General features: G+C 72.7%; 20 protein-coding genes. 10 read left to right on the top strand and 10 right to left on the bottom strand.

What is annotated here, in order from left to right; all coding sequences use genetic code 11:
* Positions 1–136: 136 nt before the first annotated feature.
* From ACIPXM_RS04150 to ACIPXM_RS04170, 5 genes are all read left to right on the top strand, one after another.
* Positions 137–1102, top strand: a complete 966-nt coding sequence (locus tag ACIPXM_RS04150) for a hypothetical protein (protein WP_401651691.1) — start codon at positions 137–139, stop codon at positions 1100–1102.
* Between the two features lie 229 nt (positions 1103–1331).
* Positions 1332–1598, top strand: a complete 267-nt coding sequence (locus ACIPXM_RS04155) for a hypothetical protein (protein WP_401651693.1) — start codon at positions 1332–1334, stop codon at positions 1596–1598.
* Between the two features lie 244 nt (positions 1599–1842).
* On the top strand, positions 1843–2838 hold the full coding sequence (locus ACIPXM_RS04160; protein WP_401651695.1) for a hypothetical protein: 996 nt from the start codon (positions 1843–1845) through the stop codon (positions 2836–2838).
* 124 nt (positions 2839–2962) lie between these two features.
* The gene (locus ACIPXM_RS04165) at positions 2963–3460 is read left to right on the top strand and encodes a hypothetical protein (protein WP_401651697.1); all 498 of its coding nucleotides are present in this window, start codon (positions 2963–2965) and stop codon (positions 3458–3460) included.
* Between the two features lie 322 nt (positions 3461–3782).
* Positions 3783–4055, top strand: a complete 273-nt coding sequence (locus ACIPXM_RS04170; RefSeq protein WP_401651699.1) for a chaplin — start codon at positions 3783–3785, stop codon at positions 4053–4055.
* Between the two features lie 81 nt (positions 4056–4136).
* Here ACIPXM_RS04170 and ACIPXM_RS04175 read toward each other — a convergent pair whose 3' ends face one another.
* Positions 4137–5003 (bottom strand): tyrosinase family protein, encoded by an 867-nt coding sequence (locus ACIPXM_RS04175; protein WP_401651700.1) that lies wholly within the window; start codon positions 5001–5003, stop codon positions 4137–4139.
* A complete protein-coding gene (locus tag ACIPXM_RS04180; RefSeq protein WP_401651702.1) occupies positions 4987–5373 on the bottom strand; it encodes a tyrosinase family oxidase copper chaperone in 387 nt (128 codons plus the stop codon). The genes ACIPXM_RS04175 and ACIPXM_RS04180 overlap by 17 nt, the downstream gene beginning before the upstream one ends.
* Before the next feature lie 172 nt (positions 5374–5545).
* Here ACIPXM_RS04180 and ACIPXM_RS04185 point away from each other — a divergent pair, with 172 nt between their 5' ends.
* The 3 genes from ACIPXM_RS04185 to ACIPXM_RS04195 are packed head-to-tail and all read left to right on the top strand — an operon-like array spanning position 5546 to position 7779.
* Positions 5546–6049 (top strand): DUF5949 family protein, encoded by a 504-nt coding sequence (locus ACIPXM_RS04185; protein ID WP_401651704.1) that lies wholly within the window; start codon positions 5546–5548, stop codon positions 6047–6049.
* A gap of 19 nt (positions 6050–6068) precedes the next feature.
* A complete protein-coding gene (locus ACIPXM_RS04190; protein WP_401651706.1) occupies positions 6069–6719 on the top strand; it encodes a vitamin K epoxide reductase family protein in 651 nt (216 codons plus the stop codon).
* Position 6720: 1 nt separating this feature from the next.
* The gene (locus tag ACIPXM_RS04195; RefSeq protein WP_401651708.1) at positions 6721–7779 is read left to right on the top strand and encodes a glycoside hydrolase family 26 protein; all 1059 of its coding nucleotides are present in this window, start codon (positions 6721–6723) and stop codon (positions 7777–7779) included.
* Here the strand turns inward: ACIPXM_RS04195 and ACIPXM_RS04200 are convergent.
* Positions 7709–8410 carry a TetR family transcriptional regulator gene (locus ACIPXM_RS04200; RefSeq protein ID WP_401651709.1) on the bottom strand — a complete coding sequence of 234 codons (702 nt, stop codon included), beginning with the start codon at positions 8408–8410 and terminating at the stop codon, positions 7709–7711. The two genes, ACIPXM_RS04195 and ACIPXM_RS04200, sit on opposite strands and share 71 nt — an antisense overlap.
* Positions 8411–8464: 54 nt before the next feature.
* Entirely contained in the window at positions 8465–9157 is a 693-nt protein-coding gene (locus tag ACIPXM_RS04205) for a hemolysin III family protein (protein ID WP_401651711.1), read from the bottom strand.
* Positions 9158–9378: 221 nt separating this feature from the next.
* Here ACIPXM_RS04205 and ACIPXM_RS04210 point away from each other — a divergent pair, with 221 nt between their 5' ends.
* The gene (locus tag ACIPXM_RS04210) at positions 9379–11202 is read left to right on the top strand and encodes a phosphoenolpyruvate carboxykinase (GTP) (protein WP_401651712.1); all 1824 of its coding nucleotides are present in this window, start codon (positions 9379–9381) and stop codon (positions 11200–11202) included.
* A gap of 148 nt (positions 11203–11350) precedes the next feature.
* Here the strand turns inward: ACIPXM_RS04210 and ACIPXM_RS04215 are convergent, their stop codons facing one another.
* The 6 genes from ACIPXM_RS04215 to ACIPXM_RS04240 form a co-directional block, all read right to left on the bottom strand.
* Complete coding sequence (locus ACIPXM_RS04215) at positions 11351–11953, bottom strand: hypothetical protein (protein WP_401651714.1); 603 nt, start codon at positions 11951–11953, stop codon at positions 11351–11353.
* Positions 11940–13550 (bottom strand): substrate-binding domain-containing protein, encoded by a 1611-nt coding sequence (locus ACIPXM_RS04220; protein WP_401651716.1) that lies wholly within the window; start codon positions 13548–13550, stop codon positions 11940–11942. Before ACIPXM_RS04220 ends, ACIPXM_RS04215 begins: the two co-directional genes overlap by 14 nt.
* The gene (locus ACIPXM_RS04225; RefSeq protein WP_401651718.1) at positions 13547–14767 is read right to left on the bottom strand and encodes a toxic anion resistance protein; all 1221 of its coding nucleotides are present in this window, start codon (positions 14765–14767) and stop codon (positions 13547–13549) included. The genes ACIPXM_RS04220 and ACIPXM_RS04225 overlap by 4 nt, the downstream gene beginning before the upstream one ends.
* Positions 14764–15885: a hypothetical protein gene (locus tag ACIPXM_RS04230; RefSeq protein ID WP_401651720.1), complete on the bottom strand. Its 1122-nt coding sequence runs from the start codon at positions 15883–15885 to the stop codon at positions 14764–14766. The genes ACIPXM_RS04225 and ACIPXM_RS04230 overlap by 4 nt, the downstream gene beginning before the upstream one ends.
* A gap of 171 nt (positions 15886–16056) precedes the next feature.
* Positions 16057–16470: a hypothetical protein gene (locus ACIPXM_RS04235; RefSeq protein WP_401651722.1), complete on the bottom strand. Its 414-nt coding sequence runs from the start codon at positions 16468–16470 to the stop codon at positions 16057–16059.
* Positions 16471–16614: 144 nt separating this feature from the next.
* Positions 16615–17826, bottom strand: a complete 1212-nt coding sequence (locus ACIPXM_RS04240) for a pyridoxal phosphate-dependent aminotransferase (RefSeq protein ID WP_401651724.1) — start codon at positions 17824–17826, stop codon at positions 16615–16617.
* A gap of 151 nt (positions 17827–17977) precedes the next feature.
* On the opposite strand from ACIPXM_RS04240, the gene mptB reads away from it, so the two are divergent.
* Positions 17978–19456, top strand: coding sequence for a polyprenol phosphomannose-dependent alpha 1,6 mannosyltransferase MptB (gene mptB / locus ACIPXM_RS04245; RefSeq protein WP_401651726.1), 1479 nt, complete (start codon positions 17978–17980; stop codon positions 19454–19456).
* The last annotated feature ends 166 nt before the right edge of the window (positions 19457–19622 follow it).

Genomic DNA, 19622 nt, shown 5'->3' on the forward strand with positions numbered 1-19622 from the left:
CGGAAGAGGAGCAGGTCAGGCACCCGGATTCACTCGAACGGAGACGTGGCGCTCAGTAGTTCTGCGGTTGCGGAGCGCTATAAGCGCAGGCACGGTGGCGGAGCAGTTGTCCGACGCATAAGGAAAAGGAACACATATGCGTCCCCAGGCTTCACGCCGTCTCACCGCCCTGGCGATATCCGCCGCCGTCACCCTCGGTACGGCGGGCCCCGCCTTCGCCGACGAACACCGCCCGTCCCGCCCGGCCGCCCAGGCCGGCACCCGAGCCCCGCTGCCCGACTCCGCCGCCCTGCTGAAGCAGGCCGAGGCCGTGGGCGAACTCGGCTCCGTGAGCACCCCGGTCGCCGAGCTGGTCACCGCCGCACTGAAGGCCGACGACGGGCAGCTGCCCGCCGCCGACGCCGAGGCGCTCAGGGCGAAGATCAAGACCGCCGTCGACGCGGCGAAGGGGACGGCCCCGGCCCCGGTCCCGCTCCCCGAGACCCCGGCCGTGCCGGACACCTCGGCCGGCACCGGCACCCCCGCGACGCCGGTCACCCCGCCGGCGGCCGAGACCCCGGTGGTCGCCCCGCCCGCCGCCGAGACCCCGGCCGTCCCGGCCGTGCCCGCCACGCCGGTCACGCTGCCGGTGGCGGCCGGCGCCAGGGCGGCGGTGCCCGCCGATGTGGTCGGGGACGCGCTCGCCTCGATCGAGAAGGCGGTCGCCTCGCTGCTCGCGGCGGTCACCTCGGGTGACGCGGCCGCTGTGCTCCCGCAGGTCACCGCGACCCTGACCTCCGTGGTCAACCTCGCCGTGGCGACCGTGCTCGGCGCCGGACTCCCGGCGCCCGACCTGGCCGGGCTGCCCGCCCTGCCGGGCCTGGACACGCTCCCGGCCACGCCCCCGGTCTCGACGGACGCGCTGCCGGTAAAGCCGCCAGTGTCCACCGACGCCCTTCCCGCGACGCCGCCGGTCTCCACCGACGCCCTTCCCGCCACGCCGCCGGTCTCCACCGACGCCCTTCCCGCCACGCCGCCGGTCTCCACGGACGCCCTCCCGGCGACGCCGCCCGTCTCGACGGACGCGCTGCCGGTGAAGCCGCCGTCGCTGCCGGTCCGCTGACCGGACCCGCTCCGGGCCGTGCCCGTCCAGGAACTCCTGGGCGGGCACGGCCCGCTTTCATCGGCAAATAGCACCGCTTCCATTCCTTCGGGTGCAGTGTCGAGAAATCGTCGTCCGTGGAGTTTCCGGTCGGCGCACCTCTCGTTACAGAAGGCGTAACGGCGTACGGGAATCAGTCAAGAAGCCTGTACGGCAAGCGACTTGTCCCATTGATGGAAGGATCCTCTTCATGAAGCCCACCAAGGTTGCCGCGGTCATCGCCGGTTCTGTGATGGCCCTGGGTATCGCCGCCCCCGCGATGGCCGCGGAGTCGATGGCGCCCACCAGCCTCGACGGTGGTCTCGGCTCGCTCACCGACAGCGGCCTGACGACGGACGCCCTCAACAGCACCACCGAGGGTTCCCCGGTGAAGACCGTGACGGAGACCGCGGGGAGCCTGAACCAGGCCGGCAAGGCCGGGGGCAACCTGCTCGGCGGCCTCCCGCTGGGCGGCTGACGATCGTTCAGATCGTGCTGCGGTGACCGGCCCTGGTGATTTCCTCTGCCAGGGCCGCACCTTTGCCCTTCTTCGAGGTCCGATTGAATGATTTTCGGATTGTGTGCCGCGTTGCCTCGGGTCCGGGGACGGAATTCCTTCCTACGCTCGCGCCAGCCCCACGCACTGGACGGCGTGGACCATGGGCCGGACGGACGCGGGGGGATCCCGCCGGTTCTTCTCCCTGTCCCAGAGGAAGAGCGGAATGCGATCCATCATCAGCAGGAAGATCCTCACCACCGCCGCGGCGACCGGCCTCCTGTCGCTCACCGGCGGCTTCGCCCTGGCCGTGAACTCGGTGGCCGCGGCGGGGGACGCACCGGGCCCCGCGTCCGGTCACCACGCCCGGATGCCGCTGCCCGCGAACGTCTGCGGTGACCACGCGGGCCTCGGGGACATGGCCGCCGCGGTCGCCGACATCTGCCACCAGGCGGTGCAGTCCGCCCAGCACGGCGGTGACGGCGACGACGAGCCCGACGGCTACGGCGACGACACCCCGCCCGGCCACCCGAGCACCCCGCCGCCCGGCAGCACGCCCCCGCCCACCAACCCGGACGAGCCGGGCGAGTGCGAGGAGGGGCACGAGGGTCCCGACTGCGGCCCGAGCACCCCGCCGCACACCCCGCCGGTGAGCACCCCGCCCGGCAACCCCAGCACCCCGCCCACCAACCCGGACGAGCCGGGGGAGTGCGAGGAGGGCGAGACCGGTCCGTGGTGCGAGCCCGGCGGACCCAGCACCCCGCCCACCAACCCCGACGAGCCCGGCGAGTGCGAGGAAGGCGAGACCGGACCCGGCTGCGAGGAGCCCGGCGGCCCGAGCACCCCGCCGACCAACCCGGACGAGCCCGGTGAGTGCGACGAGGGCGAGACCGGCCCCGACTGCACCCCCAGCACCCCGCCGCACACCCCGCCGGTGAGCACCCCGCCCGGCAACCCCAGCACCCCGCCCACCAACCCGGACGAGCCCGGTGAGTGCGACGAGGGCGAGACCGGCCCCGACTGCACCCCCGGCGGACCGAGCACCCCGCCCACCAACCCCGACGAGCCCGGCGAGCCGACCCCGCCCGGCCACCCGCACCTGCCGGACACCGGCAGTGACACCGCCGCCCTCATGGGCGCCGCGGCCATCAGCGCCACCCTCGTCATCGGCGGCACGGTCCTCTACCTGCGCGGCGGCCGCCTGGTCCGCCCGCGTGACTGAGGGACCTCCGCAGGGCCCCTGACCTGCCGTCAACACCGGCCCCCACCCTCACCGGTGGGGGCCTCGTGTTGCTGCACTCAGGCGAATCCCGTCACGTATCGGGGCCACAACTCGTTTGCAGGACATGAATCTGCGCTCTCACGCCGGCCTGGGCGTCCTCGCCGCCGCCATCGCCTCGGCGGCCTTCGCCTCCCCCGCAGCCGCGGACGCCCCCGTGGTCGTCCCGCTGCAGGGTCTCGACCAGGTGCTCCCGATGGACGCCCCCACCCTGGAGACCGGTGTCCCCACGCCGATCCCGGGCGCGCCCACCGGGTTCCACGAGGGCGTCGGCACCCTGCCGGACCTCACGCTGCCCCAGATCCCGCTCGCCAGCACCCTCTCCGAGACGGACATCGCGGCCCCGCTGCCCGAGGTCCTGCGGGACAGCGAGCCCGGTACCGCCGAGCTCACCAGCCCCCGTTCGGACATGCGGGCCCTCACCCCCGGTGCCACCGTCGGCAACCCGGTCCTCAGCCCCACGGGGAAGGGGCTCGGGCTGCCGGAGCTCAAGCACCCCGACGCAGGTCTGCTCACCCCCGCGCTCACCGGCGACCTCGCCCCGCAGCTCGGCCTGGCCCCCTGACCGAATTCCGGTCCGGCCTTTTGTGCGAAAGCCGTTCGCCTGTGCGTCGGTCCGGCGGGTGAAGACACGATTCTGCCCGCCACCCGAGGGATCTTCGCTCGTTACGGATAAAGGCTTGTCGCATGGCCGCGGCCCGCGTCTCCCGGTTCTCGTTCCGTCGCATCCGGCGACGGTGCGGGCGGTGGAGCCGCGGGCCATCTCCTCGGTTTCCGTATTTCCCCGCCATTCGGCGCAATGCCCGTGTCCCGTGCGTGCTTTCGCCGTTGAAGAACACATGTGACCGCGGTTCTCGCGGTCGCTTTCCCCGTTCAAGGAGTTCTTGATGTCTCGCATCGCGAAGGCTGCCGCCGTCATCGCCGGCACCGGTGCCGTTGCCCTCAGCGGGGCCGGCCTGGCCGTCGCCGACTCGGGCGCCGAGGCCGTCGCCGCCCACTCGCCCGGTGTCGGCTCCGGCAACGTCGTCCAGGTCCCGGTCCACGTCCCGGTCAACGCCTGCGGCAACAGCGTCAGCGTCATCGGCCTGCTGAACCCGACCTTCGGCAACACGTGCATGAACGTGGACGGCCACCACGAGGACGGCGGCTACGGCGGCTGATCGCCCCGCACCCCTCGCGGTACCCTCGGCGTCCCCCCGGTCCGTGTCCCGGACCGGGGGGACGCCGCTGTCCGCGACCGCTCACGCGTAGCGGTAGATCCCGCTGTGGTCGAGGAGCTGGGCCGGGGTGGCGTCGAACGGGGCCAGCTTCTCGTTCAGCGCGGCCACCTTCCGGTACTGCGGATCGCCCAGCGACGGCGGGTCCTTGGGCAGATAGCCCGCGCCCGGGTTGCGGGCCTGCCAGCGCGACCACAGCAGGTCGACGAAGGCGTGGTGCAGCCAGAACACCGGATCGTTGACCGAGCCGCCGCCCAGCATCAGCCCGCCCACCCAGCGGTGCACCCGGTTGTGCAGCTGGAAGCGGGCGTTGCCCTGGCCCTGCGCCCAGCCTTCGAGCCGGTTGCGGAAGCCGGTGCGGCTGGTGGAGTTCCACGGCGCCGAGTCGTACGTACGCTCCCCGAGGGCGCCGTCCACGTCGGCGGCGGTCGGCAGGCCGAGCGGGTCGCCCGGACGGCCGAAGTCCCGGCTGAGGAAGGTCTGTTCGGTCATCCCGTAGCGCACGGTCCAGCGGCCGCCGGCGTACGCGAACGGCCCGGTGGTGACCTGGAGGTCGCCGCGCCGCCCGTTGCCGCCCATGAAGTCCTCGCTCCACAGCGCGGCGGCCGGGGTGTTGTCCCGGGTCCAGTCCCAGTAGGGCACGGTCACGGCCGGGTCGACCAGCCGCAGCGCCCGCTCGAAGTCGAGCAGGAAACGGCGGTGCCAGGGCAGGAAGCTGGGGCACATGTGGGCCACCCGCAGCTTGCCCTCGCCGTCGGCGACGTAGTGGTCGATGTGGGTGCGGACGAACTCGTCGTACTTCCCGGTGCGCTTGAGTTCGAGCACGGCCGCGACGAACCGCTTCCGCTCGGCGCTGGACAGGTCGCGCTGGTTCTTACGCGTGTACACCACGCGGGCTCCCTCCCTCGTGGACGCCGTGGGCGGCGGCGAACCGGCTCAGCGGGGCGGGGCCGAGCCCGTCCACGGCCGCGCGGGTGGCCGCCAGGGGCGTCGGACAGGACTCGTAGTGGTCGATCGGGCTCACCCAGCCGCCGTCGGCGCAGCGCATCAGATGCAGCGGCCGGCCGTCGACGAGGACCAGCGGCTCACCGCCGGGCCCGGCGAGGCCCCGGATGCGGCGGCCCCCGTACATCTCGTCGAAGAGCGGCGGGGTCGCGGGGGCCTCCGGCCGGGCGCCGACCCGGGCGAGCGCCCCGCCGGTGAAGGCGGTGACGGCGAGCGTGAAAAGGGACCGCAAGGCCACGCGGCGCGGGACGATCATGGCGATCTCCTGGGGTCTGTGGCGGTACCCCCGCCGAAGGTGGGGGGAGCCCTCTGGGCACAACGATGAAAACCCCGCTTCGTTGCGCCTGGCGTGCCTCCGGGTGGAATGTCGGCCGAATGAGTGAATTCGGCGCGGGGGGCCGGGTGTTCGTCCCCTAGCATCCGTTTCCATGACCACTTCCAATGTCGTCTCCCCGGTGCACAGCGCGCACACGATGGGAACGCTCACCGTCATCTCGTGGCTTCTCGGCCCCACCGACGAGATGCCGGCCACCCCCTTTCTGATGGTGTATTCGGTCGGCGACGGGCTGCACGGCCCCGAGGCCGTCGAGGCGGAGCTGCGGCAGACCCTGAAGGACATGGGCGCGCCGATCGGTGGTGACGTCGTCGACGCGGGCAAGGACCGGGGTATCGGCGCCCACCTGCTCGTCGAGGCGGAGCGGGCCGTCCTCACGCTGCCGTTCATGAACGCGCAGTGCCCGGTGCCCGCCGAGTGGCAGGCGGCGGCGTACGAGACCGGCCACGTGATCCTGATGGTCCCGGTGACGCCGTGGCCGGACGCGGCGCCGGGCGTGCCGGTCCCCGAGGACCGGTTGCGGGCGTTCATCACGGACGAGGACATCGTGAAGAACGCGGCCCACATCGCCGTTCCGGTGAGCCGGATCCAGGGCTGAGCGGACAGGGGGCGGTCCCATGACGACGGTGAACGTACGGGGCGGGACGCTGCCGGAGCAGCGGCGGCAGGAGAGCGGGCGGCCGGGCGGGGCGGGGATCGGCGCGAGCCGGGCCTTCGCCTGGATGCTCCTGGTGACGGGCGCGGCCGGGGTGCTGGCCGGGTGGGTCATCACCATCGACAAGATCAAGCTGGCCGAGGACCCGGGTTTCCAGCCCGGGTGCAGCCTGAACCCGGTGGTCTCCTGCGGCAACATCATGAAGAGCGAGCAGGCGGCGGTGTTCGGCTTCCCGAACCCGATGCTCGGCCTCATCACGTACGCCGTCGTCATGGCCGTGGGCGCCGGGATCCTGGCCGGTGCCCGCTATCGGGGCTGGTTCTGGCTGGGGCTCGACGCCGGGATGCTGTTCGGTGTCGGGTTCTGCACCTGGCTGATGCAGCAGTCGCTGTACGAGATCAACTCGCTGTGCCTGTGGTGCTGTCTGGCCTGGTGCGCGACGATCACCATGTTCTGGTACACCACCGCGCATCTGGTGCGGCACGGACTGCTTCCGCTGCCCGCCGGGGTGAAGGGCTTCGTCACGGAGTTCACCTTCGCCCTGCCGGTGCTGCACATCGGGATCATCGGGATGCTGATCCTGACCCGCTGGTGGGAGTTCTGGACCAGCTGACGTGCGCTTCCCTGTGACCTGGCCGCGAGTGGCGCTTCTGGTGCTGCTCGCGGTCGTTCTCGTGTTCCTGCTGCCGTACGAGCGGCTGGCGCCGGGCCGCCGCCCGGCCGACGGGCAGGCCGTGCCGCCGACGGCACCGGTGCCGCCGCCCGGGGTGCCGTCCGGTTTCTTCACCGGGTCCGACGCGGCCGGGGTGCGGCGGATCGCCGAGGTGGAGCGCTGGCTCGGCGGGGAGCCGCTGACCGTCGGGCACACCTATCTGCCGGGCGACCGCTGGTCGAACATCGAGGGGCACGCGGACCTCTTCGAGCCGTGGGCGCGCTGGCGGGAGGAGCGGCCGGGGCGGCTCTTCGTGCTCAACGTGCCGCTGCTGGACCGCAACGAGGAGGGCCTCGACGACGCCCGGGTGCGGGCGGGGCTGCGGCGCGGGGCGGCGGGGGACTTCGACCGGCACTTCCGGACGCTCGGCGAGCGGCTGGTGGCGCACCGGCTCGCGGACGCGGTCCTGGTGCTGGGCTGGGAGATGAACGGCACCACGTACAGCCATCGCTGCGGGCCCGATCCGACGGCCTGGAAGGCGTACTGGCGGCGGGTGGTGGCGGTGCTGCGGGAGGTGCCGGGGCAGCGGTTCCGGTTCGACTTCACGCCGAGCCGCGGCCTGGACGCGATCGCCTGGCCGCGCTGCTGGCCGGGCGACGACGTGGTGGACATCGTCGGGCTCGACGCGTACGACCAGCCCGCCGGGCTGTCCTTCGAGGAGCAGGTGACGGAGCCGTACGGGCTCGCCTTCCACGCCCGGTTCGCGGCGGCGCGCGGGAAGCCGGTGTCGTTCCCGGAGTGGGGGCTGTTCCGCAACGGCGACAACCCGGCGTACGTACGGGGGATGCTGGACTGGTTCGCCCGGCACCGGCCGGTGTACCAGACGTTCACCGACTACTGCCCGCACGGGGTGTGGGCGTGCGCGGAGAACCCGCTGTCCGGCGAGGTGGTCAGGGGCGCGCTCGGCCGGGGCGGCGGGGGTGCGCCGGGCGCGGGGAGCGCAGCGTCAGACCGGCCTTGAGGAGGTCGACGGTCCGGTCGAGCAGCGGGACCAGGTCGTCGCCCTGGCCGCGCTCGGCCCAGTGCACGGCGGCCTCGCGGAGCGCGCCGAGCACGGCGGCGGTGAAGACCCGTACCTCCAGGGCCTCGGGGTCGTGGCCGGTGCGTTCGGCGATGGAGGCGGACAGCATCCGGCCGGTCTGCGCGGTGGTCTCGGTGAGCCGGGCGCGGACGGCGGGGATCTCCACCATGAGCCGGCCGCGCAGCCGGGTCTCCTCGGGTTCGGCGTCGAGCCAGAAGGTGACGGCGTCGAGGATCACGGCGCGGAGCGAGTCGAGCGGGTCCTCGTCGGCGGGGCGGGCGCGCAGCCGGGCGGCGAGGATCTCGTCCTGGTCGTCGGTGAGCAGGATGTCCTCGCGGACCGGGAAGTAGCGGACCACGGTGGAGGGGGAGACCTCGGCGGCGGCGGCGATCTGCTCGACGGTGGCCGCCTCCCAGCCGTGCTCGGCCACGATCCGGTAGGTGGCGCGGCGGATCGCGGACCGGGTGCGCAGCTTCTTGCGCTCGCGCAGGCCGGGGCGCGGGGCGCTCGCGCGGTCGAGGCCGCCGGCGCGGTCGGGCTCGCGGTCGGGATCGGGGGATGCGGCAGCCATGACCGTCATTGTGCCTGGTCAGGCGGGGGTCCGGGGGCTGCCCCGGCGGGCCGCTCAGGAGTGCTGGTAGGCGACCAGGGAGATGCCGACGTAGTGCACGGTGAAGGCGGCGAGGGTGAGCGAGTGGAAGACCTCGTGGAAGCCGAACCAGCGGGGTGACGGGTTGGGGCGCTTGATGCCGTAGATCACGCCGCCCGCGCTGTAGAGGAGTCCGCCGACGATCACCAGGACGAGGACGGCGATGCCGCCGGCCCGCATGAAGTCGGGCAGGAAGAAGACGGCGGCCCAGCCCATCGCGATGTAGCAGGGGGTGTAGAGCCAGCGCGGGGCGCCGACCCAGAACACCCGGAAGGCGATGCCCGCGAGCGCCGCCGCCCACACCGCCCACATGAGCGGGCGGCCGGTGGAGTCCGGCAGGAGCAGCAGGGTGAGCGGGGTGTAGGTGCCCGCGATGATCAGGAAGATGTTGGCGTGGTCGAGGCGGCGCAGCACGGCTTCGCCGCGCGGGCCCCACTCGCCCCGGTGGTAGAGCGCGCTCACGCCGAACAGCAGGCAGGCGGTGAGCACGTAGATCCCGCAGGCGATGCGGGCGCGCGGGGAGTCCGCGAGGGCGACCAGGGCGAGGCCCGCGACGATCACCGCGGGGAACATTCCGGCGTGCAGCCAGCCCCGGAGCCGTGGCTTGAGCGGGAGCGGAAGCGCCGGGCGCTGCTCCGCGGCGGTGAGGTCCGGTGAGGCTGCAGTCATGACTCCGCATGGTACCTACGCGATCGTAAGTTTCGGATATGCGTGGGTGACGGAGAGGTGGCCAGGAGTGGCGATGCTCACGTGTGCGGCCCTCTGGACATATGGGCGGTAGCATCGGATGATCAAATGAGTGCGGTCGGCACCGGATGAGCGCCTACGACGCGTCCGGGTCGCAGCCCCCAAGGGGCAGACATCTAAAAACCCCTCTTCAAGGAGCAATCGTGGCGCGCGACAACGCGGCTCCCTCCACCGTCCCCACCCAGCACCAGGAGCTCGTCTCCTGGGTCGACTCGATCGCCGAGATCACCCAGCCCGACCGGGTCGTCTGGTGCGACGGGTCCGAGGCCGAGTACGAGCGCCTGTGCGAGGAGCTCGTGGCCAAGGGGACCTTCAAGAAGCTCGACCCCACCCTGCGCCCGAACTCGTACTACGCCGCCTCCGACCCGACGGACGTCGCGCGCGTCGAGGACCGCACCTTCATCTGCTCCGAGAAGGAGGAGGACGCGGGCCCGACGAACCACTGGAAGGCCCCGGCCGAGATGAAGGCCGTCTTCGCCGGTGAACAGGGCATCTTCCGCGGCTCGATGAAGGGCCGCACCATGTACGTGGTGCCCTTCTGCATGGGCCCCGTGGGCTCCCCGCTCTCCGCGATCGGCGTCGAGATCACCGACTCCGCCTACGTCGCCGTCTCCATGCGCACCATGACCCGGATGGGACAGGCCGTCCTCGACGAGCTCGGCACCGACGGCTTCTTCGTCAAGGCCGTGCACACCCTGGGCGCCCCGCTCGCCGAGGGCGAGGCCGACGTGCCGTGGCCCTGCAACTCCACCAAGTACATCTCGCACTTCCCGGAGACCCGCGAGATCTGGTCGTACGGCTCCGGCTACGGCGGCAACGCCCTGCTCGGCAAGAAGTGCTACGCGCTGCGCATCGCCTCCGTGATGGCCCGCGACGAGGGCTGGCTCGCCGAGCACATGCTCATCCTCAAGCTCACCCCGCCGCGCGGCGAGGCCAAGTACGTCGCCGCCGCCTTCCCGTCGGCCTGCGGCAAGACCAACCTGGCCATGCTGGAGCCGACCGTCCCCGGCTGGACCGTGGAGACCATCGGCGACGACATCGCCTGGATGCGCTTCGGCGCCGACGGCCGCCTCTACGCCATCAACCCGGAGGCCGGCTTCTTCGGCGTCGCGCCCGGCACCGGCGAGCACACCAACGCCAACGCCATGAAGACCCTCTGGGGCAACTCGGTCTTCACCAACGTCGCGCTCACCGACGACGGCGACGTGTGGTGGGAGGGCATGACCGAGGAGGCGCCCGCGCACCTCACCGACTGGAAGGGCAACGACTGGACGCCGGAGTCCGGCACCCCGGCCGCCCACCCCAACGCCCGCTTCACCGTGCCCGCCGCGCAGTGCCCGACGATCGCGCCCGAGTGGGAGGACCCCAAGGGCGTCCCGATCTCCGCGATCCTCTTCGGCGGCCGCCGCGCCTCCGCCGTACCGCTGGTCACCGAGTCCTTCGACTGGAACCACGGCGTCTTCCTCGGCGCCAACGTGGCCTCCGAGAAGACCGCCGCCGCCGAGGGCAAGGTCGGCGAGCTGCGCCGCGACCCGTTCGCCATGCTGCCGTTCTGCGGGTACAACATGGGCGACTACATGGCCCACTGGGTCAAGGTCGGTGCTGATAAGGACCAGGCGAAGCTGCCGAAGATCTACTACGTGAACTGGTTCCGGAAGAACGACGCCGGACAGTTCGTGTGGCCCGGCTTCGGCGAGAACAGCCGCGTCCTGAAGTGGATCGTCGAGCGCCTCGACGGCAAGGCCGAGGGCGTCGAGACCCCGATCGGCGTGCTGCCGACCCGCGCGGCCCTCGACACCGACGGGCTCGACCTGGCCGACGAGGACCTGGACTTCCTGCTCAGCGTCGACCGTGAGGTCTGGCGCGAGGAGGCCGCCCTGGTCCCGGCGCACCTGGAGACCTTCGGCAGCCACACCCCGAAGGAGCTGTGGGACGAGTACCGCGCCCTGGTGGAGCGCCTCGGCTAGTCAGCCCCCTGGACTCGTGGCGGGTTGCCCCGATTTCCGCCCTGACCAGTGGGGTCACGACGGCCTGCCACGAACATCCGGCCCCCGGCGCCCCCTCACGGCACCGGGGGCCGGCCCATGTCCCGGCCCGAGCCCCCGGTGCCGTGCGTCAGTGCCCGCCGCGGTCCTCCAGATAGCGGGTGTGGGTCTCCTGGCGCAGCGCCTCCGCCTCCCGCAGGGAGTCCGCGATCCGCACGCACTCGTCGTGCAACGCCCCGAGCTGGCGCTCCAGATGACGCTCCGGCGGCTCGCTGCCCGGCACCACCCGGCTCCACCAGCGGGTGCGTTCGTACGCGTCGACCGCCTCCGGCACGTCCTTGCGGACCGCGCGGGCAAGCACCCGGGCGTGCTCCTGATCGGTCACCCAGCCCGGTTCGAGCAGCGCGCCGAGCAGGGTGTCCAGCTCGGTCAGCCGGCCGTGCGCGGCGGGCGGCAGCTCGATCTGGGCGAGGTAGCCGCGCAGCGTGTCCAGATCGGCGCGCAGTTCCTCGATCTGGTCGTCGACGTCCGGCAGCGGCGGCAGCGGGATCCGCTCCGGCGGGGCGATCAGCGCGCCCGCGCCGTACAGACCCACGACGACCACCGGCCACAGCGCCCCGGCGGCGCCGGTCAGGGTGACCCCGAGCCCGGCCAGGCCGCAGGCGCAGCCGATCAGGTTCTTGCGGGACTCGACGTACCGCATGACCGGGTTGCCCGGCCTACTGGTAGCCACGGATCTCCTCGAAGGCGCCGTTGAGCGAACCCTTGGTGGCGTCGAACAGGCGCCCGCCGGTGAGCTGGGCGATGTGGTCGAGCGCGTCCCGGTCGGAGTCGCCGAACAGGATCGGGAACACCGGGATCTTCTGCTGCGTCGGGTTCAGCTGGTCCTTGTGGAAGCTGTCGAAGGAACCGGCGTCGTCGCCGTCGGTGTTGGCGCCGTCGGTCATCAGCACGATCGAGGTGAAGGTGTCGCCGGGCGCGGTGCCCAGCTTGCCGTACGCCTCCTTCAGGCTGGAGTAGATCGCGGTGCCGCCGTCGGCGGACAGCCGCTCGGCGTCGGAACGGATCGCGTCGAGCGCCGCCTTGGGGCTGGCCGGGTCGACGGTACGGGTGGTGACCTCGTCGGTCTTCACCCGCGAACCGAACGGCATCAGCGTCACCTCCTCGCGGTCCCGGAAGTCCGCGGTGAGATCCACCAGGGCCTTCTTCAGCCGGTCGAGCCGGTCGCCGTCCATCGAGCCCGAGGTGTCCAGGACGTACACCGTGCGGGACGGGCGGCGCAGCGTGTTGTCGTACGAGTCGAGGAGGCCGTCCGCCACCGAACGGCTGCCGGGGAAGGGCAGTTCGCGCCGCTTGTCGGCGCCGAGCCGGGGTTCCAGCGGCACGCCGGGGACCACCGGGCGGCGCAGCGTCCGGTCCGTGATCAGCTTCTGGGCGGCCGGGGTGCGCAGATAGGTGGCGAGTCGCCGGGCCGCGTCCTTGGCCTCGGTGCGGGCGGCGGTCAGCGAGGTCAGCGGATAGTCCGCGGTGACCACACCGTCGGCCGGGCGGATCACGGTCAGCTTCTCCGGCATCGACAGGAGCACCGACTCGTAGTTCACGAGCGCGTCGATGTCGCCGCGGCGGCTGTACGCGGTGGCCAGCCAGCCGGACGAACCCGAGGTCAGCTTCTGCCCGTTGAAGAACTCCTTCAGCTTGGGCGTGGCCGCCTTCACGTCCTTGTCGGTGAGCGCGGCCTGCGCGCCGGAGAGGCCGGAGGCGACCGAGACGAGCGCCGAGAAACCGGAGTTGGAGCGCAGCGGGTCCGTCATGCCGTACGTCAACCGCTTGGCGGCGACGGCCTGGTGGATCTGCGCCCAGGTGACCTTCGCGGGGTCCCAGCCGAGCCGGGTGACGACGGCGGGCCGCACCCCGAACGCGACCGGGGAGGTCATGATCGGGGTCTCGCCGGTGATCTTGCGGGCCACGTCGGGGCGCAGCCGCAGATAGTCGTTGGACGACAGCCAGATCGCGTCGTACTGCTTGTCGGCCTCGCCCGAGGCGATCCGCTGGACCGCGTCGAGGGTGCCCACGTACGTCGGGCGGACGGTGACCCCGGTGGCCTTGCGGGCCTCGTCCAGGACCGGTGCCATGTCGGAGAGTTCGGAGGAGGCGAGGATCCGCAGGGTGCCGGCGCGGTACTCCAGGCCGCCGGCACCGGTGTCCCCGCCGCCGTTGTCGTCGCCGGACGAGGAGTCGCAGGCGGCGGTGGTCAGGGCGAGCAGGGCGGCGGCGAGCACGCCGACCGCGCGGCGGCGGCGGAATCCGGTGGCGGGGCGGGCGATGCTCATCCGCGGCCGCCTTCGAGGATGCCGCGGGCGGGCGCGGAGCCGCCGCCGCGGACGGTCTCGTCGTCCCGGGTGCGCTCCAGGTAGGCGCTGGCGGTCTGGAGCTCGCTGGTCAGCGCGTCCACGGTCTGCGCCATCGACTCGGTGGCCCGCACCTTGTAGGTGTCGATGGTGTCGAGCGTCTTGTAGATCTGCTGGAAGGCGGTACGGATGGTCTCCAGGCCGACCGCGGGCTCGGCCGCCAGCCGCTGGATGTCGCCGGACTGGGTCGCGAGCGCCGCCGCGTTGCCCTCGATCAGCCTGCCCGTGGTGTCGCGGAGCGCGTTGACCTGCTCGATGACCTTCTTCTGGTGGTCGAGCGCGGTGGCCAGCATCACCGCGATCCGCAGCGCGGTCACGGTCGTGGTGGTGGCCCGGTCGACGCCCTTGATCAGCTCGTCGTTGTTGCGCCGGACCACGTCCATGGCCAGATAGCCCTGGGCGCACACGGCGAGCTGGACCAGCAGGTCCTGGTGCTTCTGGCGGACCGGGAAGAGCACGTCGGCGCGGAGCGCGTCGGCCTGCGTCGGGTCGCCGGTGCCGGAGATCCGCTCCTCGACGGCCGCGTCGAGGGCCTCGGTGAGCACCGCGTACTCCTGGAGCTTGCCCATGGTCTCCCACAGCCGGGCCCGCTCGGTCTGCAACGCGGCGTTGTCGCGGCGCAGTTCGTCCTGGCCGCCGCGCAGCCCGTCGAGGATCCGGTTGATGGTGTCCTGCGAGGTGGCGTAGCGGGCGATGTGGTCGCGCAGCTTGTTGCCGCCGGGCAGTTTGGAGAGCAGGGCGCGCATCCCCTTGCCGGGGGTGTCGCGCGGGTCCAGGTCCTCGATGGTGCGGCGCAGTTCGACCAGGTTGCCGCCGACCCGGGTGATCGCGTCGCCCTCGCCGGAGCTGAGCGAGCGGACCGTGCGGTCCAGCATCCGGTTGGACTGCTGGGTGGCGGTGCGCATCTCACCGGCGCCGAGGCCGGTGATCTCGCCGATCCGGCCGGTGAACTCCGGGGAGCGGGCGTCGAGTCCGGCGAGCGAGCCGACGTACTCGGTGGCCCGGCGGCTCATCTCGGTACGGACCGAGTCGTCGATCGGCACCAGGGTGCCGGCCTGCTCGGCGCGGATCGGCGCGACCGGCTCCGGCGGGGTCAGCACGAGCGGGGCCTCGGTCGGCGGCTGGAGCGGTGTCGTCATGGTGTTCCCCCCTGGTCACGGGCCCGCAGCGCCATCTCGTGCAGCACCTTGGAGGTGGGCACGGGCGCCTGGCGGATGCCGTCGAGCGTCTGCTTGAGATAGCCGGTCTGACCGGCGACGGCGGCGGTGAACTCGCCCGCCGGGCCCTGCGGCCGGAAGCCGTGGCGGACCGCGAGCTTGCGCAGCTCCGGGTCGTTGGCAAGCAGCTCACCGAGGGTGCGGCCCGCTTCGGTGAGCGGGACGACGGTGTGGTCGCTGCTGACCGTGGTGTCCGGGTAGAGCACCACCAGGTCGCCCATGTCCTGCTTGGCGATCAGCTGGGACGCCACCTGGGACTCGTACACCAGCACCAGCGGGTTGCCGACGTTGCTGATGAAGTCCCGGAACGGGGCGTCGGAGCTGGACTGCTGGGCGCCCTGGACCGCGATCAGCTTGCGGAGCAGCGGCGCGGTGCGGTCCACGGCCGTCTTGTCACCGGCGACCCGGCCGCCGTCGGCGACGTAGCTCGCGGCGGCGAGGTAGAGCGCGCCGGAGTTGGAGGCGATGGGGTCGGTGGAGGTGATGAAGACGGTGCCGCTCAGATCGGCGTGCCCGGCGGAGCCCTTGAGCTGCTGCCAGGTGCGGTCGGCGCGGGCGGCGGCCAGGTAGGGCTCCATCTTCAGGACGCCGGTGCGGCCGCCGGGGCCGAGGGTGGCGAGGCCGTTCTGGCTCAGCACCTTGGCGGCGGCGCTGTGCGCGACGACGACCAGCGGCGAGTAGAAGGGCCGCTGCGTCGCCGCGGTCACCTTCAGCTTCGCCTTGATCTCGTCGGCGGGCGCCTTGGCGGACGGGAACGCGAAGTCATAGCCCTTGAGGGGCAGTTCCTCCATGTCCCAGGACCCGGAGGTCTCGGTCCGCACGGTGAGGCCCTTGGCTGCCAGGGCCTTCACGACCTCGGGATCGGCGAAGAACTCCGCCTTCTCCGACCCGATCACTCCTCGCACGGTCTTCGTTGCCGTGCCGTTTTCGCCCTTGTCGCCGCCCAGTACGAAGGCGGCGGCCACACCGCCGAGGAGTACGACGGCGAGGACGATTCCCAGAATCCGTCTCACGCGTGCAGATTGCTCGCGGAATCCCACATTCCAGGGGGAGTTGAGTGGACGGGAGGTGAAGTGGCGATCCCGGATGAGAACCGGAGTGGCCTGATCCGGCTGCTGGGGCGCGGGAGTTGGCCCAGCCCTGCCGGATGCGGGCAGGGGGGTGGGTGGCGCCCGGTCCGCGCGGGATCGTAGCCGCGCGGACCGGGGCCGTCAGGGGGCGGCGACCAGCGGGTGGTGGTCGGCCGCGGGGGCGGCGGCGGTCAGCGCCGCGGTGTGGGCGTCCATCCGCTCGGCGGCGAGGATCGCGGCGGCCGTGTCCGCGCGCGAGGCGGCGACGACCAGGGCGCGGCCCGCGAGGGCGTGCGCCTTGCGGTGCAGGGTGTCGGCGGCGGCGCCGGTCAGCCCGGCGTGCCGGGCCGGGGGCGCGCCGCGCAGCCTGGCCACCTGGCGGGCGATGAGCTCGCCGCCCTCGGTGTCGCCGAGCTCGTCGGTGACGGCGAGGAGCGCGGCGAGGTGTCCGGCGAGCTGGATGTCCAGCTCCTCCTCGCGGGAGCGGTGCGGGTAGCCGTCCGGGGCGTCGTCGGCCATCCGGTGGACCGACTTGGTGCGGATCGGTTCGTACATGGGGATGGCCTCCTGATGGCTATGGAGGCATCCTAGCTTAGAACCGATCTAAAATTGAGCACCGTCCGGAAATGGCCTGAAGAAGGTCTTTCCTGGCGTGAGCGTGACCCTCCGGAGGCCCGGTGGGTCACGTGGTCCGCCCGGTCAGTACTGGCTGTAGCCGTCCAGGAAGTTGCCGATCCGGGTCACCGCGTCCGCCAGGTCGGGCGCCGCGGGCAGCGTGAGGATCCGGAAGTGGTCCGGCTCGTGCCAGTTGAAGCCGGTGCCGTGCACCACCATGATCTTCTCGGCCCGCAGCAGGTCCAGGACCATCTGCTGGTCGTCCTTGATCTTGTAGACCGCCGGGTCGAGCCGCGGGAACAGATACAGCGCGCCCTTCGGCTTGACGCAGGTCACGCCGGGGATCTGGGTCAGCAGCTCGTACGCCGTGTTCCGCTGCTCCAGGAGCCGCCCGCCGGGCAGCACCAGGTCCTCGATCGACTGCCGGCCCTGCAGGGCCGCGGCCACCGCGTGCTGGGCGGGCATGTTGGCGCACAGCCGCATGTTCGCCAGGATCGTCAGGCCCTCGATGTACGAGGTGGCGTGCCCCTTCGGGCCGCAGACCGCGAGCCAGCCGGAGCGGAAACCGGCCACCCGGTAGTTCTTGCTCATGCCGTTGAAGGTGAGCACCAGGAGGTCCGGCGCGATCGCGGCGGTCGGGGTGTGGGTGACCCCGTCGTAGAGGATCTTGTCGTAGATCTCGTCCGAGCAGACCACCAGGCCGTGCCGCCGGGCGATCTCGGTGAGGCCCTTCAGCATCTCGTCGTCGTAGACGGCGCCGGTCGGGTTGTTCGGGTTGATGATCACGATCGCCTTGGTCCGATCGGTGATCCGCCGCTCGATGTCGGCCAGGTCCGGCATCCAGTCCGCCTGCTCGTCGCAGCGGTAGTGCACGGCCGTACCGCCCGCGAGCGAGACCGCGGCCGTCCACAGCGGATAGTCCGGCGCCGGGACCAGCACCTCGTCGCCGTCGTCGAGCAGCGCCTGCATCGACATCTGGATCAGCTCGGACACCCCGTTGCCGAGGTAGATGTCCTCGACCGACAGATGGATGCCCTTGGTCTCGTAGTGGCTCATCACCGCGCGCCGGGCCGAGAGCAGGCCCTTGGCGTCCCCGTAACCGTGCGCCTCGGAGAGGTTGCGCAGCACGTCCTCGAGGATGGCCGGCGGGCACTCGAAACCGAAGGCGGCCGGGTTGCCGGTGTTGAGCTTGAGGATGCGGTGCCCCGCCGCCTCCAGCCGCATCGCCTCTTCGAGGACCGGGCCCCGGATCTCGTAACAGACGTTGGCGAGCTTCGTGGACTGAATCACCTGCATGACGCGAGCTTACGGCGGGCCGGGGCGGGACGCGTGGTGTTTTGGGACACGTGCGGTGCCGTGCGGTGCGGTGCGCCGCCGCCGTCCGCGCGGGCCGCGGCGCCGTCCGGCCCGGCCGGGGGTCCGGCCGGACACGATAAATTGGTCCGTCATGTGGAAATTCAGCTCCGTCGCCAGCACCGCCGGATGCCGGTGGCTCGGCGCGGCCGGTTCGCTCGCCGTCGCCGTCGGCGGCTGGGCGGCCGGCACCCTGCCGCTGCGCGGCGGGGCGGGGCTGTGGCAGCGGCACGGGTCCGCCGTCACGACGGCGGGGACGCTGCTCGCGTACGCCGGACTGACCCTGCTCGTGCTCGCCTGGTGGCAGTACGGGCGGCGGCTGCGCGGCCCGGAGCGGGCGCCCGGCTCCCGGCCCCGGCCGCTGGTCACCCTCGCCTGGTGGGCCGGACCGCTGGTGCTCGCGCCGCCGCTGTACAGCGCCGACGTCTACAGCTACCTCGCGCAGGGCGCGATGGTCCTCGAAGGCCACGACGTGTACGGCACCGGGCCCGCCGTCCTCGCCCCCGGCGAACTCGGCCACGACGCCGCCGCGAGCGTCGGCGGCCACTGGACCCACACCCCCGCCCCGTACGGCCCCGGCTTCCTCGTCATCGCCCAGCTGATCGTCAGACTCACCGGCGGCGCGGTGGTCCCCGGCGTCCTCGGGATGCGGCTCGTCGCGCTGCTCGCCCTCGCCCTGATCGTCTGGGCCGTACGGGGACTGGCTCCGGAGGGACGCGAGGACGGGGCGGTGTGGCTCGCCGCGCTCAACCCGCTGCTGCTCATCCACGTCGTCGGCGGCGTCCACAACGACGGCCTGATGATCGGCCTGCTGCTCGCGGGCGTGCTGCTCGCGGTGCGCGGCCGGTGGGTGCTCGGCGCGGCGCTGATCGGCGTCGCGATGATGATCAAGTCTCCGGCGGCGGTGGGGCTGCTGTTCGTCGGCATCCTCGTCGCCCGGCGGCGCGGCGGCGGCGCGGCAGGGCTCGCCAAGGGGCTGCTCCCCGGGGTGGTCGCGGTCGCCGTGGCGGCGGCCGCGAGCCTCCTCGCGGGCACCGGCTTCGGCTGGCTGCGCACCCAGAGCGTGGCGGCCACCATCCACACCGCGCTCTCCGTGACCAGCGACGTGGGCCTCGGCCTCGGTGTCCTCTTCGGCGGCGGCGACCCGGAGCCGGTGAAGGCGGTCGTGCAGAAGCTCGGCCTGCTGGCGGCCGTCGCCGTCATCGGCCGGCTGGGCTGGCGGGCCTGGCGGGGCCGCCTCGACGTGGTCCTCGGACTGGGGCTCTCGCTGCTCGCGCTGGTGGCGTTGTCGCCGATGGTGCAGCCCTGGTACGCGCTGTGGGGGGTCTGCGTGGTCGCGGCGGTGGCGTGGGACGGCAGGCTCGGCACGTACCTGGCGGTGCTCTGTGCCGCGCTCGTGTACGAGACGGCGCCGTCCGGGCACACCCCCTGGTACGGCTTCGTGGCGGCGGGTGTGGTGCTTGTGGCTGGGGTGCTGTGGGTGCGGCGCGATTCGGTGACGGGGGTGCCGGGGGCGGTGCGGGTGCCGGGGCAGGCGACGGCGCCGCGGGTGCGGCCGGGGGTGCGGCGCTAGGGCTTGGCGGCGGGGGCGGGGCGGGGCGGGGCCTGGCGGGGCCTGGGGCGGTCCGTCGGTGGTGCGGGGGGGGGGGGGGGGGGGGGGGGGGGGGGGGGGGGGGGGGGGGGGGGGCCCCCCGCGCGGCGCGCGCGCCGCGGGGGGAGGCGGGCGCGCCCCCCCCCCC

Origin of the sequence: Streptomyces sp. NPDC090025, from assembly GCF_044748125.1 — a bacterium.
Lineage (GTDB): Bacteria > Actinomycetota > Actinomycetes > Streptomycetales > Streptomycetaceae > Streptomyces.